The sequence below is a fragment of the Verrucomicrobiia bacterium genome (assembly GCA_023953615.1).
Lineage (GTDB): Bacteria > Verrucomicrobiota > Verrucomicrobiia > Limisphaerales > JADLHS01 > JADLHS01.
Window position 1 is genome coordinate 15,373 of record JAMLJH010000002.1, and the last position, 25,617, is coordinate 40,989.

A 25,617-nucleotide genomic window follows, 5' to 3' on the forward strand; every position below is an offset into this window, starting at 1 on the left:
GGCCGTGGAACGGCCAGCCTGGTCGTTTTACCCGGACTCCAAGGAGTGCGAAGAGCCGCAAAAATTTACGGCGTCTGCAGTAACCGTCGCACCCAGTCGGCGGTGCGCTCCAGGTAATGATCCGCAGCCAGCGGTTGATAATCCAGGTAGGTGAAGCTGGGAATCCACTTCGGCATGGCGCGTTCAATCTGCGTGCCCTCATGCCATTCGTTGAACGAGGTGATGGCCACCAGTTCCGGAGTCACGTTCAGCGCTGCCGTCCACATGCGATCGTAATACGCGTCGCCTTCCCGATCGCGGGTGTTCCCGCCGTTCCACGGTCGAATGCGGGTGTCAATGTAGCCCGGCGCAACGCAGGGGATGAATAGCTTGCCGTGGGCGCGCGCCCATTCCATCAACTGCGGCCAGTTTTTCACCGTCGAACCATAGGTGAACCCGTCCGTCGCAAAGTAGGTGTAGAAACCATCGAATCCGCCGTCCGTCATGAACTGTTCCTCCCGCTCCTTCACCCACAGGCCAATGACCACGGCGTCAAAGGGGGTGCCGCGCAGCGTTTGCTGGCCGTTGGGTTGCAGCAACGTCGCCCAGTCGCTCACCGGAGTCAGGTAGGAGTCATAAACAAAAAAGACGGGACGCTGATCATGGCTCGCGAGTCGTTGCAGTGCGGGTGAGTCGCCAAATTTCTCCAGCAAATAAACCACCGCTTCCCGCGTGGTGGTCGCGTTACGTCCGGGAAAGGGTTCAAGATGAAAATTGATCTTCAATCCGGTGGCCTCCGCCACTTGGAACAACGCGGGTAACGCGCGGTCGGTGAAGGTGTCGCGGCCCCACCAACTCACGGAAATTGTGCCCACGCCGGCCTGTTTCAACTGTCGGACGTGTTCCTGTAATACTTCCGGATCATTCACGCTGTAACAACCCAGCGCCGGATAGAAATCCGCTCCGATGTCCGCGCCGCCCGGGAAGGCCCGGGGTGGTTCGTTGCGCACGGCGACGGGATGATTCCAATTGGCATAACGACCGTCGCGCGTCGGATTGCCGTACCACGGATAATAAAAAGCAATGACGCGATCCGTTGCGGGCGGATTCGTCGGCGGTGTTGCGGCGGTGAAGCGCTTGAAATACTCGTCGCGCCAACGGTGGCCGGCGGCGGGATCAGTGACGCAATCGTTCCAGTCCAGATCAGCACGAACCTGGGGCGCGGTGCGGGGCAAACCTTCAGTCGTGAAGCGCCGGGCCAGTTGCTGAAATTCGCGTCCCCACGCTTTGATCGTGCCGTCAGCTTGGTACAGACCGGTTAGTTCACTGACATCGGTAGCCTCGGGTTGATCGTAAAAGCCCCAGTTAAGCCACCCGCAGGCCAGACCAGTGGTGGTTTCAATCAACCGCCGACACCATTGCGCTTGTTGCGCTTCCGAAGCGAACGGATGGCGTCCCTGGTCGAAGCGCGGTTGGCCGCCGCCATACCAACCAAACTCGGCTACAATTACGGGCTTGCCAGTTTTAGCCACTTCCGAGACGACGCTGTGCAAATAAGCGAGGTTGCGATTTTCCTCTCCGGCATCGCGATACTCAAACGCGCCCCGGTCCAGCGGATAGAAATGAATTTCCATGAAGTCCAGAAAGCGAGCCTGCCGACCGGGATGGAACGCGGCATAATGCTTCACACTGGGGAGCAGACTCGGCACCGACCATTGCACCAGACCGACGGTCACGAGCGCCTGCGGATCAGCGGCTTTGAGCGCGACGACCTGACGGCGCGTCCATTCGTCCGCAATGGATTCACGGAACGATTGATAATCCCGCAGCTCCCGGCTGCCCGGCGAGGGTTGCGCCGGCGGTGGCGTGAAGGCGCCGAACGCCGGAAGATTGATTCGACCCCACGCTTGCGTGACGTTGGCCATCGAGTCGTACTGCCGTTTCAGCCAATCGTTCCATTTCACGCGCAGCGCCGGAGTATCCCACGGGACTTGTGGTTCGTTCAGCAGATCGTAGGCGAAGATGACCTGACGATCGCGGTAACGCGCCGCAAACGCCGACCAGAATTGCTCCAGGGCGGCGAGGAACGCTTCGTCCGCGTAACGATCCGGCTTGGCCCAATCCGGCAAGCCTTCCCAATGATCCGGGCCGGTCGGATGCACGTAAATCCCGTTGGCCTCGGCAATTTGCAGAAACTCGTCAAATTTCGCGAGGCCGGCGGCATCCAGTTGCCCCGGTGTGGAGTAGAACGAGCCGAAACTCAGAAAGACCCGGACGCAGTTCACGCCGGCGGCTTTCATGCGTTGGAAATCGGCGCGCGTGGCGGCGGCATCGAATTGCTTCCATACCTGCGGCGCCCAACCCGTGCCGGGGCGATAGTAGTTCACGCCGAATGGAATGAACGGTCGCCCGTCGCTGGTGACAAATCCCCGGGCATCAGGCGCGATTTGAATGCGTGGCAGCTCGGGAGTCGTCGCGGCGCTGACGGTCGCCAGTGCGGAAGCAACCAACCCGACGCTGATCGCCAACAGTGTGATGCCGCGCCGACGCAAGAGGGGTTGCGATGAGCGACCTGACTTTATCGAGTGGCGCGATCCGACGATTGATTTGCAATTCATGAAAGGCATGGAGCAAAGGGATGAATTAGTCCCCACGTTGTGGCGGGGAGAGTGAGGCGTGGAATGGCCGTTGCGCGAGAAAACACCGGATGACGGTTACGCCAGTTCCGTGGCGTATTGTTGAATCTTGCGGATGGCGGCGGCGATCTGCTCCATGTCGGTGCGCGGGCCGAGCAGCATGTTTTGCGTGAACCACACCGCTTGTTCACAAACCCGATCATTTTGCGGACAGTTTTGAGTTTGCTCCAACCACTCCCGCATACGCTTCTCGCCATACACCTTCAGGAAATGCGGGTCCTGCGCGAGATTGGCCACGTACGCGCCCCGGTGCATCGGACCGTAACCGCCGGAAGCGCCCACCCCTTCCTTGCCGAGTGCGGCGAGAAATTTGGCGCGTGGCAGTCCGGCGAATCGCTCCGAATCGTAGCGGAACATGTACAAGTGATACGCGCTGCGGGTCGTGCCGGGATACAACTTGGCGGGCGTGATGCCGGGAACCTCCCGGAGCAATTGCGTCAGGTAGTTAGCGTTTTCGGTGCGGCGTTGAGTCTGTTCCACCACGCGGGTCATTTGCGCCGTCAAGAGGCTGCCTTGGAATTCGCACAGACGCAGATTTGAGCCGCGCGTCCCGGCGTAGCTGAAATTATCGCCCGTGACTTTCTTGGCCTGACCTTGGGTGTGAAAATGGTAGCAGGCATTGGCGAATTGGTCGTCATTAGTCAGCACCGCGCCGCCTTCGCCCGAATTCAAATTTTTGCTGGCCTGAAAACTGAAACAACCGCCCAAGCCCAGTGTGCCCACTTTCTGTCCGCGCCACTCGCCCAGATGCGCCTGACAAGCGTCCTCGATGACCGGGACGTTACGTCGCTTCCCAATCGCCAGAACCTTATCCATGTCCACCGGGCTGCCCGCGATGTGAACCGGAAGCAGCGCCTTGGTTTGCGGAGTGATCGCCGCTTCGATCCGATCCGCGTCTATTTGAAAGCTTTCCGGATCCACATCCACAAAGATGGGCAGCGCGTAGTTCAGCACGATGACATTGTAGGTCGCCACGAACGTGTAGGGCGTGGTGATGACTTCATCGCCGGGGCCGATGTTCAACGCGCCCAACGCAGTGGTCAGCGCCGCGGTCCCGCTGGCGGTGGCGAGCGCGTGTTTGGTTCCGGTCAGCTTTTCATACTCGGCTTCAAAGTGCGCGACGCTTTTGCCCGAGCCACGATACCAATGCTTCGATTGCAGCGTGGCCAACAGCGCCTGCTCCTCGGTTTGATCAATGACCGGCCAGCTCGGGAAGCTGCCGGGAAAAGCTTTAGGCCCGCCGAGGGCGGCCGGTTTGGCGGCGGTTTCCGCACCGCGAGTGATTTGGGGCATACCGAAAGCGAGACTGGCGCCGGCGACGGTGGTGGTGCCCAGAAATTGACGGCGGGTAACTTGATTTTGCATAAGGCGTTCTTGATGTTTTTGTTGGCCATCGGTTCGAGCGGATTGCGGCCCAACCGGTGAATTGCTGGCACATGCGTAGGCCATCCGGCGCGGAGCGGCAAGCAGAATGTGCCGTTGCCGACACGGAAACGCCGCTTCCGCGCGCCGCCGGACCGGAATTGGCAGAGATTTTGCAATAATTACCCGAATGAACGACGTTCCGTCATGGCTTCCGCGTTGGTTTTCGCCCACCATCTTCATGCTGGTGCTCGCCAATTTAGTTCCCATTTACGGCGTAATGGCGCTTGGTTGGGAGGTGTACCCCGTGGTGCTGCTGTTCTGGACGGAGAATTTGATCATCGGCGGTTTCAACGTGTTGAAGATGTTGAGTTGCCGTCCGCAGGAGGCCGAATCGTGGCTGGTTAAAATATTTTTCGTGCCGTTTTTCTGCTTCCACTATGGCATTTTTACGCTGGTTCATGGAGTATTCGTCGTGGTTCTGTTCGGTGGCGGCTTGCGTCAAGGCGCACCGCCGCTTCAGTGGAGCGAGGTCTTTCACACGATCGGACAACTTCACCTCGGTTATGCCGCCGCGGCGTTGCTGGTGAGTCACGCGTTTGCGTTCGGTTACAATTTTTTGTGGCGCGGCGAATACCGCACCGCATCGGTGCCGACCCTGATGCAGTCGCCTTACGGTCGGGTGATTGTATTGCACCTGGCGATGTTGGGCGGCGCGTTTCTGATTTTGAAATTACACGCTCCTCAAGGAGCTTTGGCGTTGTTGGTGCTTTTGAAAATTGCGCTCGATGTCCTCGGGCACCATCGGGAACTGAAAGGCCAAGCTTCGAGAACCTTTACGCACCATTTTCCCACGCAACCCACCCAATTCACCGCGCCGTAATGGCCGTTGGGCCGGGTGACTATTCGGTATGCACGCGGTAGAAACGCATGGGGCCGGCGGCTGATGAGTTGGTCAGTTGGATCAAACCACCCGTGCCCGGAACGGTTTGCTGGAGCTGCCAGGTGATTGGCGGCGTCAAATTGGTGGTCTGCTCCACCACGTAGGTCAGCCCAAACTGGCTCGTAAACGACAGAGTATATTGCCCGTTGCGCCAGGCGCCGACGCCAAGTTGCGGCGACAACCACGGTTGCACTTCCACCGTGGCTTGGGCCGAAACGCCGCTCGGATGATCTGCGTTGTAAGCGGTCAAGGTTACGGTGTAAGTGCCGGGCGTCGCCCAGGCATACCCGGTTTGGTAGGATAAATTCGTGGCGATGACGCCGTCGCCGAACGCCCACTCGATCCGGGCGGCGCGCCCGTTGATTTCTCCCGTCAGTAATTGCGGTATCGCCGCGGCGACTTGCGGATGCGGAATCGTGAGCGTCACGGTCAACGGGCCAACGAAGGCGGCTTCCACGACTTCGTCGCAACCCATGGATGGCGGATTACTCCAGGGATCACCGTCCAGGTCCAAGCCGCTGGCGGCTGATGCCAGACCCGCGCCGCGACACGGCGAAGTAGCGGCCAGATGGAAACCATCTACGAACTGCGGGTCACCGGTGATATTGCCCGCACCGTCAGGCAAGGGTGCAGCGCATGAATACGACACCTCGGAAGCATACACATTGTCATTGGTGTCGTTATTGTTTGCCTCCGCTTGATTAAAGTAAATGATGCTATTAACAGCCTTGGAATTCGCGATGCCGCCACCACTGTTGGTAGTGGAGTTATTGACCACGGTGCAATTGAACAGCTCGCTGGCCTTGGCGCCGCCGCCGGATCGTCCACTGCTGTTACCTTTAATCAGACAGTTGTGTAGTTGACTGTCATAGACACCGCCACCGTCCCACCCACTCTGATTAGCTTTGATTACGCAGTTACGCAGTTGACTGGCATAGGCGCCACCACCCTCGCGAGTTGATGTGTTCCCAACTAGAATGCAATTGTCCAAGCGACCGCCCACTATGCCGCCACCCGCACGCCCCGCCGAACAATTGGTGATGATGCAATTAGCCAACTCCGCAAAAACCGCTTCGCAGAAAACACCCCCTCCACCTACGATCGACTGCATGGTTTCACCTTCGCGCAGTGTGAAGCCACTTAACCCAGCCGGATCCGCAGCCACCCACGCACAACGGGTCGCGGCCGGTGAGCTGGCGCCGCCATATCCACTGATGTGAGTAACCTCCGGGCCATTCACACTGGTGACCAGCAACGGTCGATCCAGCACCATTCGATGCCGGTACCGTTCGGGACCGGCGACGATACGGCCTCCGGTGTTGTAGAGGCCATTGGTCACCAAGACGATGTCACCGGCCTGAGCGGCATCAATTGCCTCCTGAATGTTTGTCGCTGCCGTGCTCCAATTTAGATACGGTGATTGGGGTGTCGTCCCAGCAGCGTCAACGCAGTGTACCGTTACTTGCGTCACCGCACTGGTGGATGATCCGACCGTGTTGCTGATAACAACCTGATACGCCCCTGCATCTGTCGGATCGAAAGCGTTTATCAACAAGTCCGGTGAATCCGCCGCGGCGTATTTCGTTCCGTTGGTCAATACCAGACCGTCCTTGGTCCACATGGCGGTGAACGGCGTCTCCCCGGCAGCAACGGCACTGAGCCGAACCTGGCCGGTATGGGGACTGGGTCGGGGATAGGGCTTGCCAACCAGTGGTTCAGGCAGCCATTCATCGCAGCCGATGGCGGGTAGATTGGCCCAAGGTTGACCATCCAGATCCGTGCCGATGACCTGCGTCGGATCACCCGCGCCGCGACACGACGAAGTGGCGGCCAGATGGATTCCATCCTCGAGTAATTGCGGGTCCGCGTCGGTGTTCCCGACCCCGGGCAAGATGGGATAAGTGCAACAGTAGCTCAGGACCGGTGGCTGCCCTGGGTGATTTTGTAAGATCGGAAAATTACCGGAGAAGGAGTGCCAGTTGTCCCAAATGATGGAGTTCACGGCGATACCACCAGTCATGCCGCCGATGCAGTTTCGAGTCACGGTGCATTGGTGTAGAATGCTGTTGACAACCGCTGCCTGCGCCGAAGTCGCAAGGCTAGTATTTCTGACGATGGCACAGTTGGTTGCACGGGACAGACTGATCCCTCCGCACTGGTTGTCGGTAATCAAGCAGTTCACCAAAACAGCTCCGTGCGCGGCCCCTTGAACTGCGTTAGGAGCGAACTTGATGCGATTTTGTGAAAGCACACAGCGTTTCAAAAACCCGGAATAGGCGCCGCCTCCGAACCTAAACGCATCGTTATCGGTGATGATGCAATCGAGCACGAAAGTATCGTTCGAAGAGGTGCAAAAAACGCCGCCGCCACTCGATTCAAAATCCAGTCCGCTACTCAGTGTAGCGCCGCCGCGCAGAGTAAAACCGCGCAAGGTCGCGCCGTTGGTTAACCACGCACACCGCACGCTGAGCAAGATGTTTAGTGACGAGTAACCCTGAATAATAGTAGCTTCCGCTCCGTTCACGCTTTGCACCGTAATCGCTTTGTCCACGGTAATCCGGTTGGTAAGCATTGAGGTCACCGGAGGTAAGTTGGGAGAGGGCGGCGGTTGCGGCGGCGTCAGTTTGCCGCCGGTGTTGTAAACGCCGTTGGTGACCCAGACGACGTCACCGTCGTTGGCGGCGTCAATGGCTGCCTGAATGTTCGTGGCGGCACTGGCCCAGTCTGTGAACGGCGTGACATGCCCGCCGGTCAGGGAGACATACCGCTCAGCCGTCCAAGCCGTGGTGGTGCCCAGCCCGGCCAGAATCAGACTCAGCAGAACGGGTGTTGGTTGGGTGACGCAGCGGAGAGCGCTCTTCATGGTTTTCATGGTCGGTTGCATGAGGTTCAAACTCGAACGCCCAGAGATTGATCCGGTTTGTTTCTTATGAGAACGCGATCATTATCCCGTTAATCCGTTAAAAAACAAGAGAAATCAATGGGTTCAAACCCGGTTCTCGAGTGAGGCATGTTCACGCTCGGTGTCGAGGCTAGCCGGTGGGAATTGGAGGGGGCGGTTTGCGAGTGGATGGCGGTGCGGGCTTCACATTGTCGAGCGCACCCAGCGAAGCTGACGCTGCAGTTTTCCAAGCGATTTCCCCGGCTTGCTTCGTTTTTGATGCTCCGCTATCGTCCTTGCGTGGCATGGAGAAAGTTGAGTGGGTTGGTTGCGGTCTGGATCGTCATGGGTTCAGTCGCGCTGGCTGACGTCGTGGAACTCAAGGATGCCGCTTCCGTTTCCGGGAAAATTTTATCCGAAAAAAACGACTCCATCGTGGTGGATGTTGGTTACACCGTCCTGGTCATTCCGCGCGCGGCGGTGGCCAAAATTATCCCGGGCGATTCAACTCCGTCGTCCACGCTGGCGGCGGATTCAACCAACCAAACCGAGGCGGCGGCTCCGTCCGCTCCGGCGCTTGAAACGGCGGCGGCGGGCGGATTTTACCAGGTCGGTAATGGCGCGGGTGGCGACCGTAGTGTGCGCGAGTTGGTGAAGCAATTGGGCGAGGCGGTGGTGCAAATCCGCACGCCGGCCGGACTTGGTTCGGGTTTCTTCCTTAACGAGGACGGTTTCTTGATCACCAATTTCCACGTCATCGAAGGCGAGACGCAGATTTCGGTCGAGGTCTATCACCAGAAGAACGGACAGTTGGAGCGCAAGGTGTATAAGCAGGTGCGGATTGTGGCGATGAACAAGTTTGCTGATCTGGCCTTGTTGCAGGTGGAAGACCGGGACGCGCCCAAGTTCAAGTTCGTGCGCATCGGCAACTCGGATGTGCTGGCGGTGGGCGAACGGGTGTTTGCCATCGGCAGTCCGCTGGGTTTGGAACGCACGGTGACGGAAGGTATTCTCAGTACCAAGACCCGGCAGATGAGTGGCGATTTGTATTTGCAGACCACGGCCCAGATCAATCCCGGGAACAGTGGCGGCCCACTGTTCAATCTACGCGGGGAAGTGGTGGGCGTAACCAACATGAAGGCCACGTATGGCGAAGGGTTGGGCTTTGCGATTCCTGCCGAGCGCCTGCGCTACTTTTTGGATCATCGCGATGCGTTCGCGTACAGCAATGACAATCCGGGCAATCCGTACCGGTATTTGTCCCCGCCAACCCCCGCGCAATCCGCTGAGACCCAAGCCACGCAATGACTGTTCTTACCGATGGGCCGATTAAACTGACAACCCTATGACAGAAAATTATTGGCGCCGGAGCTGGCGGAGTCGGGCGGTGAGTTATGTGGCGGGTTTCGTCTGCGTCTTGAGTTCGTTGGGACGCGCCGCCGTTCCTCCCGCGGAAAAATTGTTGCCGCCTGAAACCCTGTTCGTCCTGACCGCGCCGGACTGGAACAAACTGGCGGCGGCGTTCCGTCAATCTCCGCAAGCGCGACTCTGGGACGATCCCGCCATGGCGCCGTTTCGCGCCAAGGTTGTCTCCAAGTGGACGGAGGAAATTGTAAAACCTTTGGAGCGCGATTTGGGCATCAACTTTGCCGATTACCGCGCGTTGCTCCAAGGGCAGTTGACGCTGGCCGTTTTACCGGAAGGCTGGCTCGATGAAAGCGGGGTCGCCGGAACTCCGGGGATCGTGCTGCTGCTGGATGCGCGTGATCAGGGCGAGTTGCTGACCAAGAATCTGGCGACGCTACGGCAGCGTCTGGCGGCGGCCGGGAAGCCGCTGCGCACGGAGAAAATCCGTGAGGTCGAATTTTCCATTGTTAATCTGACCACCAACGACATTCCGGCCACCGTGCGCCGGCTGTTGCCGCAAAAACAGGAGGTGCAGGAGCTGGGCGCGAACGCCCCCGCCAAATCAGATGCGACGCAGTTGGTGTTTGGTCAGCGCGGATCGCTGTTGATTTTGAGCACGACCTCAGCCGCTGCGGAAAAAATTGTGACCCGTTTGAGCGGTTCGGGCAGCCCCACCCTGGCGGACGCCACGGAATTTGAAGCGGGTCGTCAGGCACTCTTTCGCGAATCGCCTTTGTTCGGTTGGGTCAACGCCAAACTGCTGCTGGATCTGGCGGTGAAAAGTTTGGCCGCCGGTCAGAGCGCCGAAGCGCCCAGCCCCATTCCGCGGCCGAACCTGGAAAAAATAATGACGATCACCGGTCTGAACGGCTTGAAATCGCTGGCGTTCGATTATCGCAACAGTCCTGGCGGACCGTTGCTGGGATTGTTCTTGAGCGCGCCGGAAGCCACGCGAAATGGATTGCTCAAGTTGCTGGCGCTGGAGGCCCGGGACGCCGCTCCGCCCGCCTTCATCTCGGCGGACGTGTTGAGATTTGCGCGTTACCGCATCGCGGGGCAGCAAGTCATCGCCACGCTGGAGGCCGCGTTGAATGAGATTTCGCCGGGTACGTTCAATTTTCTGCTGAGCAATGCGAACGAAGCGGTCCGGCTCGATGAACCGGATTACGACCTGCGAAAAAACATTTTTGAAAACCTGGGGGATGACGTTATCACCTTCCAGAAACCGCCCCAGGGAAAAACCCTGGCGGATTTGGAAGCAACATCGAGCGTCGTGCTGGTCGCTTCTCCCAACGCGGAGAAACTGGCCGCATCACTCAAGGGGCTGTTCATTGTGGCGTTGCCCCAGGGCGGCTCGCCGCAAACGCGGGAGTTTCTCGGTCGTAAAATTTATACGGTGAAGCTGTCCGGCGTCATCGGCGGCGACGACGCCAACGCGCTGCATTACGTGGCCAACGGTGGTTACGTGGCTTTCAGTTCCCGCGCGTCGGCGTTGGAAGATTATCTGCGCAGCACGGACGATCAGGGGCTGGCCCTGCGCGCCACGGCTGGATTTGCCGCGGCGGTTGAACAGGTGGGCGGCATGAACACCGGTTGGTTGAGTTACGAGGATCAGCGCGGGACCATGCGGTTCACCGTTGATGCCCTGATGGCGTCGGCAGCCATGACGAATCGCAGTGAGTTTGACGCGGTGTTTGCCAGTCTGATTCCGTTTGCACCACCCGAGGCGGAGATGAAAGAGTGGTTTGACCTCTCGTTGCTGCCGAGCTTTGACAAAATCGCGAAATACTACGGCTTCACCGTCACCACCAGTCAGACCAGCGTGAAAGGGATTACGTTTCGATACTTCGCTCCCACGCCGCCCGAGTTATTGCAACCAGCGTCCCAATAGTTCACGCGGGCGCCGGCAGCGGTGGCGGCGGAAGAATCGGCGTTGCTCCGAGGTGTTCGCCTGAGGTTGCGGGAAAAATTTTCCGTCACGTCAATTCGGAGTGATCAGGGCTTTACTGTTCAACAACCAGATCATCCCGGCCACCAACAACAGGATGAGGAGGATGAGCAGGCTGAACAGAACCACTTTTAGTCTGCGCCCGCGACTGCGCCCTCGCCGGTGGTAACGGTTTGACTGGTTGCGACGGGTCATGCCCACAGTCTTTGCGGATTCAGGCGCGGCTGGCAATCAAAAGTTCAATCAAAATTCCACCGGGCCATCAGAGCGCTTCAAGTATTTCGACAGCCGTTGTGAGACGGCGTCCCCCCGGCTTCAAGCCAAGAGCCGGTATCAAACTGACGACCGCTTGTTGGTTCGCGACGAGATTCGCGCTCCAGCAGGTTGCCCCAGGCCAGACCCTCGTGGACATGTACTCCGTTTCTCCATCCAGGCTCAGCCTTTGAATGTTGAGATGCGTTCGATTATTTCGGCTGGCTCCAACGCCAATCCGAATCCTGTTTCACGTAGAGCGTTTGCGTGGGGAAGGCGAAGCCGATGCCCTCGGTATCGAAGCGTTCCTTCAAGGCGAGATTCATCTCCTGCATGCCGTTCAAGTATTCAGCATAATTGGTCGAATGCCACCAGTGGATGACAAGGATGTTCAAGGCCGAATCTTCAAACTTGTTGAAACTGATGAGGCAATTGGACGAGCCGGGATGCCCCTTGTAAACGTCTTCAATGATTTTGAGTGCTTGCTTGACCTGTTCGGTAGGGGTGTCGTAGGTGATGCCGATGTTCATCACCGTTTGAATGGTGGGGCGCGCGCTGATGTTGATGATAATGGCGTTGCCCATGGTCTTATTCGGAATGGTGACGAGGAAGCCGTCCAAACTGCGCACCCGGGTGCTGCGCATGCCGATGCTTTCCACCGGACCATCTATTTTGTCGAGCACGATGCGGTCGCCGATGCGGAACGGCTTGTCGAGAAAAATGGCGATTCCACCGAACAAGTTGGCCAGCGTGTCTTGCGCGGCCAGACCAACCGCCAGACCGCCGATGGAGAGCGAGGCGATGGCCGCCGTGATATTGACGCCAAGATTGTCCAAAGTCACCAGTGCGGCCACCACGATGACGAAGGCTTTCAAGCTCTTGCGGATGATCGGGAATAGTTGTTTGTTGAACGCGTCGTCTTCTTCCGCATCTTTGCGTTGCCGCCAGAAGTTGATGAGGAGATCCACAAACTTCATCACCATGTAGGTGAGGGAGACCGCGACAATGATGGTGAGGCCCTTGGCGAGCACTTTCTCGACGATTTCCGGCCATTCGAACACGTCCAGGCCAATCCGCAGTAGAACGATAAAAGCGACGACTTTGATTGGTCCGTTCAGGACCTCCAAAATCATGTCGTCCAGTTTGGTCTCGGTTTTGGCGGTCCAGCGTTTCAGCCAGACGCGAGTGAGGTAATCCAAAAACTTGGAAACGTAGAACGCCAGGAAGATGTAAATGAGGGAGAACAGATATTTCCAAAGTTCATTGCCCCAGAGCGTTTGTTTCAGAAACGGAAGTTGTTGGGAGAGCGATCCAATCCACTCCGGCGTTTCATGTGCTGGCGGCAACGTGACGACGGCACTGGTGTTCGTGGCGGCGGTTGGCGCCTTGTCCTGGGCGGCCAGATTCCACACCGACCAAGTCAGAATAACCAGCAGGATGAAGAGAGCGATCCGATGAACTTTTGTAAATGACATCCGCATGATGTCATTAAACGGAAATCAGAAAAGGGTGACAAGCCCGGGGATGATTTCAGCCGCCCGCGACGACTTTGACGATCTCCAACCGGTCGTTGGCTTGAAGTTGGCGCTGGGCAAATTCCGACGGCGCGACGGCTTCGCCGTTGTGCTCCACCACGACGCTGCGCGGCAACAGTTTTTGTGCGACCAAAAATTCCTCAATGGTGCAGGGAAGCTTGGTCGTGATGGTCTGACCGTTGGCGATGATGGCGTTGGCGCTCATGTGAACAGGTTATCAAATTCGTTATGCGTGCCGATCCAAATCCACTCGATGGTAGCGCCGCTTCGTACGCCGCCGGCGCGATATTGGTCATTGATGCGCACCGACCAGATATGGTCATGCGCTTGAAGTTTCTTGAAGCGCAGGGAAGGGTGATCAGGATTTTAGGCAAATAGACGATACGCGGCGCAGGCGCGCGGTCTTCACCAAAAGGGCCAGCGGTAGATACGCGCGTCAAAAAGCGGGCCGGGCTTTCGAGATCACAGTTTGTCCGGATCAAGCGGTTCCGCCGAGCCTTCGCGCAGCGCGTCCGCCGCGAACTGCTCCAGCTTGGGATGGGATTTTTCTGCGGCGAGGATGCGTTCCCATTCGCGGTCGCCCGCTTGTTGTTGGAGGAAGCGCGCGAAATCCACCACGGCGCGGGCTTTATCTTCCGGCAGGCTGCCAACAATTTCAATCAACTCTTTCGCCGCCGTTGTCATGAGCAAAGACTAATCCCGCTGAGAAAACTCGGCAAGTGCGCGTCCCACCACGACGCGGCGCGGCAACAGTTTTTGCGTGACCTGAAATTCCCCGATGGTGCAGGGGAGCTTGGTCGTGAAGGGCTGACCGTTGGCGATGATGACCGCGTTGACCAAAGAACACACGGGCTGCCGCTGGGCCGGGACGAATTGGAAGCGAAGTTTAGGCGACCGTTTGCGATAGCAGGGCATGGAGAAGAAACCCTCCCGCGACCGATTGGTTCAATCTTTCTTCCAAAAACTTCACCCGCCAGTGCAACTCCCAAAGCAAACGCTAATGTCTGGAGTGTTGTCGAATTGACTCCAATTAAATGTTATCGGAGCGGGCTGGCGAACGGGAGTTTGCTGATGCGTTGCCCCAAATCCATGGTTGCCAAAGATCTGGTCATGAGTTTATCCACCAAACGCGAATTGCTGGCTCACATTCACGCCTCTCAATTCTCATTTCTTTGCCGTCCACTCCCTTGCCTCTTTACGGAGATGGCTGGGCGCGACAATACGCTGATCTCGGATTGACGGGATTGGAAATCGCCAATGTTCGGCGGCTCAACGCGCCAAATAAGAAGCCGGAGAACTTTCGCTCTCCGGCTCAATTGGGGGCGCAAATTTTTGCTTACGAACAACCGAGGCTTTCGCCGCAGTTCAAGCACTTGTAGCACGATGCGTTACGCACCGCAATATGACCGCAATTCGGACAGGTCGGCGCGTCTTGTTGAAAATGCTTCACGGAATCGCCCAGGGTTTTAACGACCCCATCCTCAAGCGGCGACTCAGCCCGGGTAACCGTCGCCGTTTTTAACTCGAGAATGTCGGTGTCATCCGCGAGCGGCAGATCCGGCACCGGACGGTTCACTTTTTTTTTAATTTCCTCGATCAGTCCGGGAATCGCCAGCTCGGGTTGGTTGCGCAGCTCCGCGTTCTTTTCACGGTATTGGGGAATAAACTGCATGGCCATCCAACGGAACACGTAGTCCGTAATGGACGAGGCGTTGCGGATTTCCGGGTTTTTGGTGTAACCGCTTGGCTCGAAGCGCTGATGCGCAAACTTCCGCACGAGCGCTTCCAACGGAACGCCATATTGCAGCGCCATGCTGGTCAGAGTGCCAATGCCATCCATCAGGCCGCCAATCGTCGAACCTTCCTTGGCCATGGTGATGAACAGTTCGCCGGGCTGGCCGTCTTCAAACAAACCGACGGTGAGATAGCCTTCGTGTCCGGCAATATCAAATTTATGAGTCAGGGCACTGCGCGTTTCGGATAACCGGCGGCGCAAGGGTTTGCCCGCCATCTCTCGCAGCCGGGTCACCTCGCTGTCCAGCTCTTTGAGGCGCGTTTCCAACGCGGCGGCGTCCGCCGGGGTCGCCGCCGCGCCAGACTGATTCTTGTCACCATCTTTGGTCTGCTTGGTGTTGAGGGGTTGAGAGCGTTTCGAGCCATCGCGATAAATCGCCACGCACTTGAGTCCCATCCGCCAGGCCTCCACGTAGGTGTTCCGAATGTCCGCGACCGTGCAGTCGTTGGGCATATTGACGGTTTTGGAAATCGCCCCACTGATAAACGGCTGGGCGGCAGCCATCATTTTGAGGTGCGCCAGATAGCCGATGCTCCGCTGGCCGCGAAACGCTTTGAACGCGCAGTCAAAAACCGGAAGATGCTCGGGCTTCAAGCCGCTGGCAATCGTGACGCCGTTTTCCTCGACGTCTTCAATGGTGTCGAATTTTTCGACGTGACCGACGATGGTTTGAATCTGTTTCTCGTCGTAACCCAGGCGTCGCAAACCTTCGGGTACGGTGCGGTTGACAATTTTCAACATGCCGCCACCGGCGAGCAGTTTGTATTTCACCAAGGCAATGTCCGGCTCAACTCCTGTCGTGTCGCAATCCATGAGGAACGCAATCGTGCCGGTGGGTGCGAGTACCGTGACCTGCGCGTTGCGGTAGCCAACTTGTTTGCCCCGGCTCAACGCGCGTTCCCAGCAACGCCGCGCTTCGTCCTTTAAATAACCGAACTCCTCGCTCGGATGGATGTTTTCCACGGCGGCGCGATGCAGCTTGATCACATCCAGCATGGACTCGACGTTGCTTTTCTTCTCGGGATGCGAGACTCCGGAGCATCGCGCATCCTGGTAACCGGCAAACGCGCCGCTGTTGGCGGCGATGGCCGCGGATTGCTCGTAGGCGTGTCCGGTCATGATGGCAGTGATGGCGCCGGCCAAAGCGCGACCTTCGTCGCTGTCGTAGGGCAAGCCATAGCTCATGCAAAGTGAACCGAGATTGGCAAATCCAAGTCCGAGGGTGCGGAAAATATGCGAGTTTTCCGCGATATCCTTGGTGGGATAGCTCGAGTTATCCACCAGGATTTCCTGAGCGGTGATATAAATCCGCACGGCGGCTTTGAAGCGTTCGAGATCAAACTGGCCGTCATTCCGCTTGAACTTCATCAGGTTCAGCGAAGCCAGATTGCAGGCGGTGTTGTCGAGAAACACGTATTCACTGCACGGATTGGTCGAGTGAATGGCTTTGGTGCCCTTGCAGGTGTGCCATTGCTGAATCGCGCCGTCATACTGCATGCCGGGATCGCCGCAGACCCAGGTCCCTTCCGCGATTTTGTCCAACAATTTGCTGGCGTCCTTTTTCTCGAGCGGTTTGCCGGTGGTGGTGGCGCGCGTCCACCATTCCTTGCCGGCCAATGCCGCTTCCATGAAGGCGTCACTGGCGCGCACCGATAAATTTTCGTTTTGATACATGACGCTGCCGTAGGCATCGCCATTGTAGGAGCCATCGTAGCCCTGCTCGATCAGCGCCCACGCCTTCCGCTCCTCTTTTTGCTTGGCGTCAATGAACTCCTCGATGTCTCCGTGCCAATCGCGCAAGGTGTTCATCTTGGCCGCGCGACGGGTTTTGCCGCCGGACTTCACCACGTTGGCGACCTGATCGTACACCTTGAGGAAGCTCATGGGGCCGCTCGGCCGACCGCCGCCACTAAGTTTTTCACGCGCCGAACGGATCGGCGTCAAATCCGTGCCCGTGCCCGAACCGAATTTGAAGAGCATCGCTTCGGCATAGGCGAGGTGCATGATGCTTTCCATATTGTCCTCGACGGACTGGATGAAGCAGGCGCTGCATTGCGGAAATTCGTATTGGGTCGGGGCGCGCTCGGCCTGCCGGGTCTTGCGGTTGATGACCCAGTTGCCTTTGTCAGAGTTCTTGCCGATGCCGTATTGGTGATAAAGCCCCACGTTAAACCAGACCGGCGAATTAAACGCGCCGTATTGATTCAGGCAAAGCCACGTAAGCTCATCGTAAAAAATCTCACCATCGGCTTTGCTGAAGTATCCATCCTTGATCCCCCAATCAGCAATGGTGCGGGTGATGCGATGAATGAGCTGGCGAACGGATGTCTCGCGTTCGGGCGTGTTTTGCTCACCGTAGAAATACTTCGAGACCACCACCTTGGTCGCCAGGACGGACCAGGACTTCGGCACTTCGACCTTTTCCTGCTTGAAGATGACCTTGCCGGCGTCGTCGGTGATCTCGGCAGTGCGCTGATCCCATTGCAATTGGTCAAAGGGATGAATCCCGGCGCTGCTGAACACGCGTTTAATGGGCAGCGATTTATGAGACCCTGATTTTTTGGTTGGCACACCACGCGAAACGGACGCCGCGCCGGCGGCTCGGCGATGGGCGGATTTGGTGGGAGCGGTCATAACATCTTCACGTGCGTCAATCATGTTTCAATACCTTCAAATTAGCGATTTTTCCTGCGTTATGCCCAATCTTTCCGAAGACAAAAAATCAGCCAAATTCGGCTCAAAACGGTCAAACTTTCGGAATTCCGGGCGCTGTTTGTTGGAACAAAATCCCCCAACTAATTGGGGAACGCGGGCATGTTGCTACTACGGATTGTGTGGCTCAAGAAATTTTTTCAAAAATAATTATTAAAAGATATTCGCAATTAAAAACTCTCAATTTTGCGGGCAGATTGCGATTTTTTCACAAGATATTCACCGACATTAACAACCCGAATGACCGATATGAGGCACGACCAGTTTTTCAGCTGAAGATTGTCAATGGAATCGTCGCCGCGAGCGCACGGATTCAAGCCAATTTCCGATCCTTCAAATATCGAAAACTTCGGAGCTTTTCGCATCAAGCAAAGCATCCGGCGGCGGTAACCCAAGCAATTCTTTCGTGGATTTCATTCGTTCTCGGTTATAGTGGGCGCATGTTTGATGACTTGAACGACCTCTACCAGCAGGTCATTCTCGACCACTGCAAGAAACCACGGAACTTCCACACGCTGCCGGCGGCCACTTGTTCCGCCCAAGGTCACAACCCGCTTTGCGGGGATCAGTTGAAACTTTTTTTGGTGATGGATGCCGACATCATCACCGACATCAGCTTTGTCGGGTCGGGTTGTTGCATTTCCAAAGCCTCGGCCTCGTTGCTGACGGAATTCGCCAAGGGGAAAACCAAAGCCGCGGTCGAGAGCATGTTTGGCAAAGTCCACGACATGATCACCACTGGAAAGGCTGAAGCGGACGTGGGCAAGCTGGCAGTGTTTGCCGGAGTGTATAAATATCCGTCCCGAGTCAAATGCGCCATCCTCGCATGGCACGCGGTAATGAGTGCGCTGAAGGAAGGTGGCGGTTCCGTGTCCACCGAATCCGAAGCCGCCTGAAAAAAGCGTGCGGAATATTCAACCGCGCTTGCCGCGCCCCGAATAAACCAACCCGACGCCTGCTGTCACCAAAACGGCGCCGCCGACGTACGTCCAGGTGATGCGATTGCTTACCGAGGAACTGAAAGTTTGGTGCAGTCTGCCTTTGACGGTTTGCGACTCGCGGTAGCCCCAAACCAACAAACCGGCTCCGACAACCAGAAAAATAATGCCCAGGGTGCTTTTCATCAGTTTGAATTTGTTTCTACGTTACATCCGGTGATGGGTTAACCGCATGGCGATGAATACGCCTTGAAACAAGGCGAAAATCACTAAACACGCGCCGGAAATCCGTTCCATTTTCAACAAAGTTCGATCGGTAAACTTTTTTTGCCCCAGGGAAATGGCCCAGCTCAAACCCATGAACCAAAGCCCGACTCCGGCCGTCACGCCGGCGAGGCAGGCCAGTTTATCTTCCCAGGTGGGCCTCACCAAACCGCGGGAAATGAAGATCGCCCCGAGCACAATCCAGCCGAGCAATACGCCGGGATTTGCCAGCGTGCGCACAAACCCGGTCACGAATGCCGAGTGCGGTTTCAATCGTTGTTCGAGTTTCAACTCAATTTTATGTTCGATCCGCGCCATCGTGGGAACAGATTTGGCCAGCAAGAATTTCACACCGAGAAACAGCATGAACGCAAAACTAAACACCTCCATCAGCGCTTTGATCATGCCTTGCTCGAAGAAGGCGGCAAACCCGGTAAACGCAATCGCGCAATAAATCATTTCCATCAGCGTCGCGCCGATCCCGATCAAGGCCGCCCACTTGAATCCACGCCGCGCACCTTCGTTCAGGATGGTGAGATTGACCGGCCCCACCGGAATGGACAGAGCCACGCCCGCCAAAAATCCCGTCAAGGCGGCAATCAAAGCAGGGGGCAGTTCCGGCATGGTCGGTCGCTATGCTGGCGAGGCCTCATCCTCGTCATCCTCCAAATCTTCCTCAATGATATCGCGCCGGATCCGCCGCGACACATAGGGTCGAACAAAGCCGTAAATCAGATAAGCGGTGAAGAACAGCGGCAGGATAAACATTAACGCCTCACCGCGTGTCACCACCACGATCCCCAACAATAAAATCGCGACCAGCATCCCCGGAAAGGATCGGGTGGTGCGCAAATTGAGCACCTTAAAACTCGGATACTTCACGCGGCTCACCATCATCCACGATAAAAACAACATCAGAACCGGAAGCAGATAACGCCAGCGAGTGTGCGTGATCCGCTCATCCATCAACCCCATTTCGTTGAGCCAGATCATGAACAGGGTCAGCGAAGCCACCAACGCCGCCGCCGAAGGAATGGGAAAGCCCAGAAATTCCCGACCGCCGCCACCACCGGGCGCACTGGCCATGGTGTTAAAACGCGCCAATCTAAACGCGCCGCACACCAAGTAAATCGAGGCGATGAACCACCCCAGCTCCGCGTACTTGATGAACACATCCTTGAGCACAATGCGATGCACCAGAAAGGCCGGGGCCGCGCCAAAAGAAATCAAGTCCGCCAGCGAATCAAACTCGCGTCCAAAGGGGCTGTCCGCACCGACCATTCGCGCCACCCGCCCGTCAAACAAATCAAAAACACAGGCGGCCAAAATAAAGGCCAGCGCGACTTTGATCGCCGAATAGTCTCCCGCCCGCAGATCCGCTTCCACGATCTTGGTCAGGGCAACGAACCCGCAAAACAGGTTGCCCGCCGTCAAGAGGTTGGGCAGGAAGTAAATCTTGAGTTTTGCTTCCAGCGGCGCACCGCCAGCTTGCTTTCGATCGTCAGCCATGCTTTGCCGTGGTCGGAATTTTCTCAGTCCATGCTTCGGCTTCACCCGCCGAATCCAACCCCGAGCATGTTTAGAGTAAGGTTGGATTACGCTTGCACAAAGTACAAAATCAGCGGTTTTCTGCTTTTACGCCAGGCGGTTCATTGGCACAGTGCCAACGTGGGGATCACCCTCCGTCAATTCAACGAAATGTCCGCGCGCGTCAACGGCTCGAAGTCGTGCCGAACCGCGCGCCCCGCCGCCATCCAACCGCCTCGGGCCGCCGCGCATCGGATCATTCTCGGCTTGGACCCGTCCCTGCGCGGCACGGGATACGGGGTCATTGAAACCGGGTCGCCACATCCGGACGCGCTGACGCACGGCACCATTTCCTGCCCGCGCGACTGGACTCATTCCCAATGCCTGGCGCATATCGCCAAAACGCTGCGCGGAATCACCGGTAAATTCCAACCGACCATCTGCGCCGTCGAAGGATTATTTTTCGCGCAAAATTTGAAAACGGCGCTGGTCATGGGTGAAGCCCGTGGCGCCGCGCTGGCCACGTTGGCTGAAGCGGGTTTGGAAATTTACGAAATCGCCCCCCGCAAGGTAAAACAAGCCATTGTGGGCTACGGCGCCGCCCAAAAAATTGCCGTGGCCAAAATGGTGCAACGACTGCTACGACTCTCGCAGCTTCCCGCCGCCGACGCGGCGGATGCCCTCGCGCTTGCCTTGGTTCAGGCGCAGAATCTGGAACGCAGTCGCTTCAGTTTGAAGCCCCTCAAACCCGTTTGAGCATCCGCTCGCCTGTTCATGATTTCTTTTCTTCACGGCAAACTGGTGGAAGCGCTGCCCACGCAAGCAATCCTTGACGTTCACGGCGTGGGTTACGACGTGCTGATCCCGTTATCGTCCTATGACAAACTGCCCGCGCCGGGCGAAACGGTGAAAATTCTCACCCACCTGGCGGTGCGCGAAGATGCGCAAGTGCTGTATGGCTTCATGACCGTCGCGGAACGCGAACTGTTCCGCATGTTGATCCACACGGTCAGCGGCATTGGCCCCAAGCTCGCGTTAAATATCCTGAGCGGTATGAACCCCGTTACGTTTCGCGGCGCGGTCGCCAACGGCGACGTCAAAGCCCTCTCGCAAATTTCCGGCGTGGGCAAAAAAACCGCCGAACGCATTGTTGTGGAACTGCGCGATAAAATTGGCGCCGCCGGAGCGTGGGAAGCCTCCAGCGCGGCGCGCACGCTGTCGGCCGCCGATCAAAAAATCAACGACGCGGTGCTGGCCTTAATGGCGCTGGGATTCAAGCAACCCGAAGCGCACGACTCGATCCGCGCCGCCCTGGCGATGTTGGGCGATAACGCAACGGTGGAGGCCCTCGTCCGATCAGCACTGAAAAAAGGCTCATGAAGCCCGACGCTTCACCATCCCATCCCGGCACGCCACTCCGCGCGGCCCGCCCCCGATCCGGAGTCGTGGTCCCGTATCAAGCCAGCCGGTCCCAACGGATTTTTGCGCGCGTGATCTGGCTGTTGCTGTGCGGGCTGGCGGCGACCGTCCGATTCAAAATTACCGATGAAGCGGGCTACCTGAGCAAGCCGATGGAAAGGCCAACCATCTTCGCCGTCTGGCATAACCGCCTCGCCTTGGTTCTGGAATTATACAACCAACACGTTTGCCGTCGGCAACCGGGACGCCGAATGGCCGCCATGGTCAGCGCCAGCAAGGACGGCGGTTTGTTGGCCCACGCTTTGAAATTATTCAAGGTGGAGCCCGTCCGCGGTTCATCCTCGCGGCGCGGCCCGCAGGCTTTACGCGAACTGGTGAGCTGGGGGGAGCGAGGTTACGATCTAGCCATTACTCCGGATGGTCCGCGCGGCCCGCGTTATACGGTTCACGACGGCGTGATCGCCTTGGCGCAACTGACCGGTTGCCCCATTCTGCCGGCGGCGTATCACTTGAACTGGAAAATCCAACTGAAGAGTTGGGATCGCTTTCAAATCCCCCTGCCCTTCGCGTGCTGTCGGGTTACCATTGGCACGTTGATGCACGTTCCGCGTGATGCTTCGGATGCTGAGCGCGAAGAGTTCCGCCGCCAACTGGAAACCGAACTGCGCCGCATTACGAAAGACTGAGGCCCGGCCCTCAAGGCCGCGGCACAAAAAAGGCGCAGCCTTTTGAACTGCGCCCAAGACCGCGGTGAATCACGCTTACTTTTTCAACTTGTCCAACGCGGCGGTAAATGCCTTCGGTCCACCTTTCATATAACCGAGGGTGCCCACCTGTTTACCCTCGCCGTTCAGAACAATGATGGTGGGATACCCCTTGATGTTATACTTCGCCGCCAACGCATCATTCGCCTTTGTCTGTTCCGCGCTCAGTTTTTTCTTCATGGGGAAGTCCACCTCCACACAGACCAGATTCTGCTTCGCGTAAGTCGCGAACTCTGGTTGCGAAAAGACTTCCTTTTTCAATTTGATGCACCAGCCGCACCAGTCCGAGCCGGTGAAATCCAACATGACGAGTTTGTTCTCCGCCTGCGCCTGCGCCTGGGCTTTGACCGCATCCGTCTGCCAATTGACCGCATCCGCGGCCATTACGCCGGTTACAGTCAATGCCGCAATCATTCCGAAGATAAGTTTTTTCATAATCATTCCGTATTTTAGCAACTTTTCGTTAGACGGCCAAACTGGCTTTCTGTTCAAGCTGCGTCCGCTTCCCGGCCAGAACCGTCGCCACGGGCTTGCCTTTCAACGGCCAGCCGTAGAACGGATTATTTTGCGCCTTGCTCATCGTGGCGTCCTTGTGCCAGACCCACGACCGGTCCGGATCAAAGATCGTCACGTCAGCGGCGGCCCCAACCGACAACGTGCCTCGCTCCAAACCCAGCAGCCGGGCCGGGGCAACCGTGTATTTCGCAATAAGATCCGCCAATCCTAAACGGCGCGAGTGATACAATCGCATGAGCGCCAGCGCAAATTCGATTTCCAATCCCGTGATGCCAAAGGGCGCGCTGTCAAACTCCACGTCCTTTTCAAAATCACAGTGAGGCGCATGATCGCTGCATAAAATTTCAATCGTCCCATCCACAATTCCATCCAATACCGCTTCCCGGTCCCGCGCCGAGCGCAAGGGAGGATTCATTTTGAAATTCGTGTCGTAGCTCGGCCAGGCCGGAAGCTCGGACGACGCCTCCGAACCGCCAAAGACGGGCAGCAATTCCTGTCCGTCCCGCGCCCAAAACTTCTCGCTGCCCGCGATCGCCGCATCCGTCAGCGTGTAATGGTGCGGACAAGCTTCGCCCGAAATGCTTACGCCACGGCGTTTCGCCTCGCGCAACAACGCCACGCTGCCCGCCGTGCTGATGTGCTGACAATGGATGCGCGCGCTCGTCAACTCCGCCAGCAGAATATTCCGGGCGACGATTACCTCCTCACCCGCCGCCGGCCAGCCTTGCAAACCCAGGCGCGTGCTCCACTCACCCTCGTGCATGACCCCGGTCGTCACCAACGCGTAATCCTGACAATGATCCATCACCGGTAGATCGAACATCCGGGCGTATTCACAGGCGCGACGCATCAACTCGTTGTTTTGCACGCAATGACCGTCGTCCGTAATCGCTTTAACGCCGGCTTGTTTCAGTGAACCAATGGGCGACAACTCCTCCCCGGCAATCCCCTTTGTGATGGCGCCCGCGACGAACACATTCACCAGTCGCTGGTTTTGCGCGCGTGCGCCCACCAAGACGACGTTGCCCGCGTTGTCAATCGTCGGTGCGGTATTCGGCATGCAGAGCACGGAAGTAAATCCGCCCTTGGCCGCCGCCGCCGCCCCCGTGGCAATGGTTTCCTTTGCCGTCTGCCCCGGCTCGCGGAAATGCACATGCAAATCAATCAATCCCGGACAGACCACCAGCCCGCTCGCGTCAATCGTCTCGTCAACGGAGGCTGGCGGTACGGTCGCGTCCGCCCCGACGGCGGCGATCTTGCCTTGGCGGATCAGGACATCGGCAATCGCATCGAAGCGGTTCGCCGGATCAATCACCCGGCCACCTTTGATCAGCAATGAACTCATCGGGTCGAGGCTAACGACGGTGCATTGACAACGCAAGCGCACCCGGTATTATTCGACCCCGACCGGCGCGGGCGTAGTTCAATGGTAGAACGGCAGCCTTCCAAGCTGCACACGAGGGTTCGATTCCCTTCGCCCGCTCCATTTTCAGCACAACGCCGCCTCACCTTTTCTTGGCACATCAGGCATTAAAGCTCCCACCGCAAAATCACATTTCTGAAAATCCAAAACCATCTTAAGCACATGAGGTGAGGAGGTTAGCTAATGAGTAAATCACACCGAGAAGCATCTGACCCGTTCCCTTGAAGCTGCCGACCACAAAACGACCTTGAAAATTTTCCACATCGAATCGCGAGCCTTGATACAAAAAACAGAAAAATTTCGTTGAAAAATTAGTCTTTGCTGATAAAATCGCCAGCGTATGAAAACCCAAACCAACAGAGTAGATAAATTGCGAGAGACAATTTCGACTCCCAACGTCGCGGTTCTGACGGCGATCGTCGCCTTGGCGATGGCGGCGTCCTGCGGCCAGGCCCAAACCTCGGTACTGCATTATAGTTTTCCCGATTCTTGGGATGGCAGCGGGGCGACGGTTTTGGATTTGAGCGGTGCCGGCAATAATGCCGATGTGAAAGCCACCTTGGCGCTGGCTCCAACCGTTCCTTCATGGGCCACCTCAGGTTCCCAATCCATCAACACCAGCAGTGGAAGTCTGCTCACTTCGGCGACGATGCTGCTCGACAATGCGAGTATCGCGGCGGCAACCGGTTTCCGATTCGACGTCTCCTTCCTCTGGGATGGTACCGACAGCGAATCCTGGGGACATGTCCAAAAAATCATTGATTATGCGGGCACAGAATCCTTGCAACTGGTCACCTCCGCAGGCGAAGCCGCATTAAGCTTCCGGTTCAGCGATTCCACCGATGTCCTCACAACCACCATCCAACCGAATACCTGGTATCACGTCACGGCACTATTTGATACCGGCGGTAATGCGGTTGATGGCGATGGAAGTCTCGCGGGTACCGCCAGCATGATTGTAAATGGCGGTAGCACTCTCTCGGGGGCAGCCATTAAATCCAACTTTGGCGACAGTTTGGACCGCGGAATCGGTGTCGGCCAATTGGCCTTGGCCAGTCACTTGGTCTTCTTCAACGGACTGATTTATGATCCACAAGTGACGCTGGTGCCCGAACCCACGTCACTGACACTGCTGGGGCTGGGCGGATTGGTAATGTTGGCTCGCCGCAAAAAAGCCTGAAGTAATCCGTTTTATTCAACGCCGCAAGCACTGCTCACGTAAGCACTCTTGCGGCGTTTTTGCGTACCGAAAGTCA

General features: G+C 57.3%; 21 protein-coding genes and 1 tRNA gene. 10 read left to right on the forward strand and 12 right to left on the reverse strand.

Translation table 11 applies throughout. The annotated features are described in order from the left end of the window. Nucleotides 1-65 precede the first annotated feature (65 nt). Nucleotides 66-2,597: a cellulase family glycosylhydrolase gene (locus tag M9920_10325; protein MCO5052688.1), complete on the reverse strand. Its 2,532-nt coding sequence runs from the start codon at nt 2,595-2,597 to the stop codon at nt 66-68. Between the two features lie 96 nt (nt 2,598-2,693). Then, the gene (locus M9920_10330; GenBank protein MCO5052689.1) at nt 2,694-4,040 is read right to left on the reverse strand and encodes a DegT/DnrJ/EryC1/StrS family aminotransferase; all 1,347 of its coding nucleotides are present in this window, start codon (nt 4,038-4,040) and stop codon (nt 2,694-2,696) included. A 187-nt stretch (nt 4,041-4,227) separates the two neighbouring features. Between M9920_10330 and M9920_10335 the strand changes: the two genes are divergently transcribed. Continuing rightward, entirely contained in the window at nt 4,228-4,920 is a 693-nt protein-coding gene (locus M9920_10335; protein ID MCO5052690.1) for a DUF6498-containing protein, read from the forward strand. Nucleotides 4,921-4,939: 19 nt separating this feature from the next. On the opposite strand, the gene M9920_10340 is transcribed toward M9920_10335, so the two are convergent. Beyond that, complete coding sequence (locus M9920_10340; protein ID MCO5052691.1) at nt 4,940-7,843, reverse strand: right-handed parallel beta-helix repeat-containing protein; 2,904 nt, start codon at nt 7,841-7,843, stop codon at nt 4,940-4,942. A 342-nt stretch (nt 7,844-8,185) separates the two neighbouring features. On the opposite strand from M9920_10340, the gene M9920_10345 reads away from it, so the two are divergent. Both M9920_10345 and M9920_10350 read left to right on the forward strand, forming a co-directional pair. Continuing rightward, the gene (locus M9920_10345; GenBank protein ID MCO5052692.1) at nt 8,186-9,169 is read left to right on the forward strand and encodes a trypsin-like peptidase domain-containing protein; all 984 of its coding nucleotides are present in this window, start codon (nt 8,186-8,188) and stop codon (nt 9,167-9,169) included. 37 nt (nt 9,170-9,206) lie between these two features. Further along, nucleotides 9,207-11,159 carry a hypothetical protein gene (locus M9920_10350; protein ID MCO5052693.1) on the forward strand — a complete coding sequence of 651 codons (1,953 nt, stop codon included), beginning with the start codon at nt 9,207-9,209 and terminating at the stop codon, nt 11,157-11,159. 521 nt (nt 11,160-11,680) lie between these two features. Here the strand turns inward: M9920_10350 and M9920_10355 are convergent. The 3 genes from M9920_10355 to M9920_10365 form a co-directional block, all read right to left on the reverse strand. Further along, entirely contained in the window at nt 11,681-12,943 is a 1,263-nt protein-coding gene (locus tag M9920_10355) for a mechanosensitive ion channel family protein (protein ID MCO5052694.1), read from the reverse strand. Nucleotides 12,944-12,998: 55 nt separating this feature from the next. Further along, nucleotides 12,999-13,208, reverse strand: a complete 210-nt coding sequence (gene thiS / locus M9920_10360) for a sulfur carrier protein ThiS (GenBank protein MCO5052695.1) — start codon at nt 13,206-13,208, stop codon at nt 12,999-13,001. Nucleotides 13,209-13,465: 257 nt separating this feature from the next. Next, nucleotides 13,466-13,687 carry a hypothetical protein gene (locus tag M9920_10365; protein MCO5052696.1) on the reverse strand — a complete coding sequence of 74 codons (222 nt, stop codon included), beginning with the start codon at nt 13,685-13,687 and terminating at the stop codon, nt 13,466-13,468. A 72-nt stretch (nt 13,688-13,759) separates the two neighbouring features. Between M9920_10365 and M9920_10370 the strand changes: the two genes are divergently transcribed. Next, entirely contained in the window at nt 13,760-14,242 is a 483-nt protein-coding gene (locus M9920_10370) for a hypothetical protein (GenBank protein MCO5052697.1), read from the forward strand. 97 nt (nt 14,243-14,339) lie between these two features. Here M9920_10370 and M9920_10375 read toward each other — a convergent pair whose 3' ends face one another. Beyond that, nucleotides 14,340-17,456 (reverse strand): vitamin B12-dependent ribonucleotide reductase, encoded by a 3,117-nt coding sequence (locus M9920_10375; GenBank protein ID MCO5052698.1) that lies wholly within the window; start codon nt 17,454-17,456, stop codon nt 14,340-14,342. Nucleotides 17,457-17,950: 494 nt separating this feature from the next. Between M9920_10375 and M9920_10380 the strand changes: the two genes are divergently transcribed. After that, on the forward strand, nt 17,951-18,406 hold the full coding sequence (locus tag M9920_10380) for an SUF system NifU family Fe-S cluster assembly protein (protein MCO5052699.1): 456 nt from the start codon (nt 17,951-17,953) through the stop codon (nt 18,404-18,406). Nucleotides 18,407-18,424: 18 nt separating this feature from the next. Here M9920_10380 and M9920_10385 read toward each other — a convergent pair whose 3' ends face one another. The 3 genes from M9920_10385 to pssA are packed head-to-tail and all read right to left on the reverse strand — an operon-like array spanning nt 18,425 to nt 20,221. After that, nucleotides 18,425-18,634: a DUF3185 family protein gene (locus M9920_10385; protein MCO5052700.1), complete on the reverse strand. Its 210-nt coding sequence runs from the start codon at nt 18,632-18,634 to the stop codon at nt 18,425-18,427. A 21-nt stretch (nt 18,635-18,655) separates the two neighbouring features. Continuing rightward, nucleotides 18,656-19,336 carry a LysE family translocator gene (locus tag M9920_10390; GenBank protein ID MCO5052701.1) on the reverse strand — a complete coding sequence of 227 codons (681 nt, stop codon included), beginning with the start codon at nt 19,334-19,336 and terminating at the stop codon, nt 18,656-18,658. A gap of 9 nt (nt 19,337-19,345) precedes the next feature. Beyond that, complete coding sequence (pssA, locus tag M9920_10395; GenBank protein MCO5052702.1) at nt 19,346-20,221, reverse strand: CDP-diacylglycerol--serine O-phosphatidyltransferase; 876 nt, start codon at nt 20,219-20,221, stop codon at nt 19,346-19,348. Between the two features lie 189 nt (nt 20,222-20,410). Here pssA and ruvC point away from each other — a divergent pair, with 189 nt between their 5' ends. Genes ruvC through M9920_10410 form a run of 3 tightly spaced genes read left to right on the forward strand, consistent with a single transcriptional unit; the run spans nt 20,411 to nt 22,344 of the window. Continuing rightward, nucleotides 20,411-20,995 carry a crossover junction endodeoxyribonuclease RuvC gene (ruvC, locus tag M9920_10400; GenBank protein ID MCO5052703.1) on the forward strand — a complete coding sequence of 195 codons (585 nt, stop codon included), beginning with the start codon at nt 20,411-20,413 and terminating at the stop codon, nt 20,993-20,995. Between the two features lie 18 nt (nt 20,996-21,013). After that, entirely contained in the window at nt 21,014-21,619 is a 606-nt protein-coding gene (ruvA, locus tag M9920_10405; GenBank protein ID MCO5052704.1) for a Holliday junction branch migration protein RuvA, read from the forward strand. Beyond that, entirely contained in the window at nt 21,616-22,344 is a 729-nt protein-coding gene (locus M9920_10410) for a lysophospholipid acyltransferase family protein (protein ID MCO5052705.1), read from the forward strand. The genes ruvA and M9920_10410 overlap by 4 nt, the downstream gene beginning before the upstream one ends. 75 nt (nt 22,345-22,419) lie before the next feature. Here the strand turns inward: M9920_10410 and M9920_10415 are convergent, their stop codons facing one another. Next, the gene (locus tag M9920_10415; protein MCO5052706.1) at nt 22,420-22,857 is read right to left on the reverse strand and encodes a thioredoxin family protein; all 438 of its coding nucleotides are present in this window, start codon (nt 22,855-22,857) and stop codon (nt 22,420-22,422) included. A 28-nt stretch (nt 22,858-22,885) separates the two neighbouring features. Further along, nucleotides 22,886-24,283, reverse strand: a complete 1,398-nt coding sequence (locus M9920_10420; GenBank protein MCO5052707.1) for a dihydroorotase — start codon at nt 24,281-24,283, stop codon at nt 22,886-22,888. Between the two features lie 67 nt (nt 24,284-24,350). On the opposite strand from M9920_10420, the gene M9920_10425 reads away from it, so the two are divergent. Further along, nucleotides 24,351-24,424: transfer RNA gene (locus M9920_10425), tRNA-Gly, on the forward strand. Between the two features lie 277 nt (nt 24,425-24,701). Beyond that, nucleotides 24,702-25,541, forward strand: coding sequence for a PEP-CTERM sorting domain-containing protein (locus M9920_10430; GenBank protein ID MCO5052708.1), 840 nt, complete (start codon nt 24,702-24,704; stop codon nt 25,539-25,541). Nucleotides 25,542-25,617: the final 76 nt, after the last annotated feature.

Excerpts from the sequence above, each read along its gene's own strand:
- M9920_10410 (MCO5052705.1), top strand. The coding sequence starts at position 21,616 with ATGAAGCCCGACGCTTCACCATCCCATCCCGGCACGCCACTCCGCGCG.
- M9920_10340 (MCO5052691.1), bottom strand. The coding sequence starts at position 7,843 with ATGAAGAGCGCTCTCCGCTGCGTCACCCAACCAACACCCGTTCTGCTG.
- M9920_10350 (MCO5052693.1), top strand. The coding sequence starts at position 9,207 with ATGACAGAAAATTATTGGCGCCGGAGCTGGCGGAGTCGGGCGGTGAGT.
- ruvA (MCO5052704.1), top strand. The coding sequence starts at position 21,014 with ATGATTTCTTTTCTTCACGGCAAACTGGTGGAAGCGCTGCCCACGCAA.
- M9920_10375 (MCO5052698.1), bottom strand. The coding sequence starts at position 17,456 with ATGATTGACGCACGTGAAGATGTTATGACCGCTCCCACCAAATCCGCC.
- thiS (MCO5052695.1), bottom strand. The coding sequence starts at position 13,208 with ATGAGCGCCAACGCCATCATCGCCAACGGTCAGACCATCACGACCAAG.
- M9920_10385 (MCO5052700.1), bottom strand. The coding sequence starts at position 18,634 with ATGAAAAGCACCCTGGGCATTATTTTTCTGGTTGTCGGAGCCGGTTTG.
- M9920_10390 (MCO5052701.1), bottom strand. The coding sequence starts at position 19,336 with ATGCCGGAACTGCCCCCTGCTTTGATTGCCGCCTTGACGGGATTTTTG.
- M9920_10420 (MCO5052707.1), bottom strand. The coding sequence starts at position 24,283 with ATGAGTTCATTGCTGATCAAAGGTGGCCGGGTGATTGATCCGGCGAAC.
- M9920_10330 (MCO5052689.1), bottom strand. The coding sequence starts at position 4,040 with ATGCAAAATCAAGTTACCCGCCGTCAATTTCTGGGCACCACCACCGTC.
- M9920_10415 (MCO5052706.1), bottom strand. The coding sequence starts at position 22,857 with ATGAAAAAACTTATCTTCGGAATGATTGCGGCATTGACTGTAACCGGC.
- pssA (MCO5052702.1), bottom strand. The coding sequence starts at position 20,221 with ATGGCTGACGATCGAAAGCAAGCTGGCGGTGCGCCGCTGGAAGCAAAA.
- ruvC (MCO5052703.1), top strand. The coding sequence starts at position 20,411 with ATGTCCGCGCGCGTCAACGGCTCGAAGTCGTGCCGAACCGCGCGCCCC.
- M9920_10430 (MCO5052708.1), top strand. The coding sequence starts at position 24,702 with ATGAAAACCCAAACCAACAGAGTAGATAAATTGCGAGAGACAATTTCG.
- M9920_10355 (MCO5052694.1), bottom strand. The coding sequence starts at position 12,943 with ATGTCATTTACAAAAGTTCATCGGATCGCTCTCTTCATCCTGCTGGTT.
- M9920_10380 (MCO5052699.1), top strand. The coding sequence starts at position 17,951 with ATGTTTGATGACTTGAACGACCTCTACCAGCAGGTCATTCTCGACCAC.
- M9920_10365 (MCO5052696.1), bottom strand. The coding sequence starts at position 13,687 with ATGACAACGGCGGCGAAAGAGTTGATTGAAATTGTTGGCAGCCTGCCG.
- M9920_10325 (MCO5052688.1), bottom strand. The coding sequence starts at position 2,597 with ATGAATTGCAAATCAATCGTCGGATCGCGCCACTCGATAAAGTCAGGT.
- M9920_10335 (MCO5052690.1), top strand. The coding sequence starts at position 4,228 with ATGAACGACGTTCCGTCATGGCTTCCGCGTTGGTTTTCGCCCACCATC.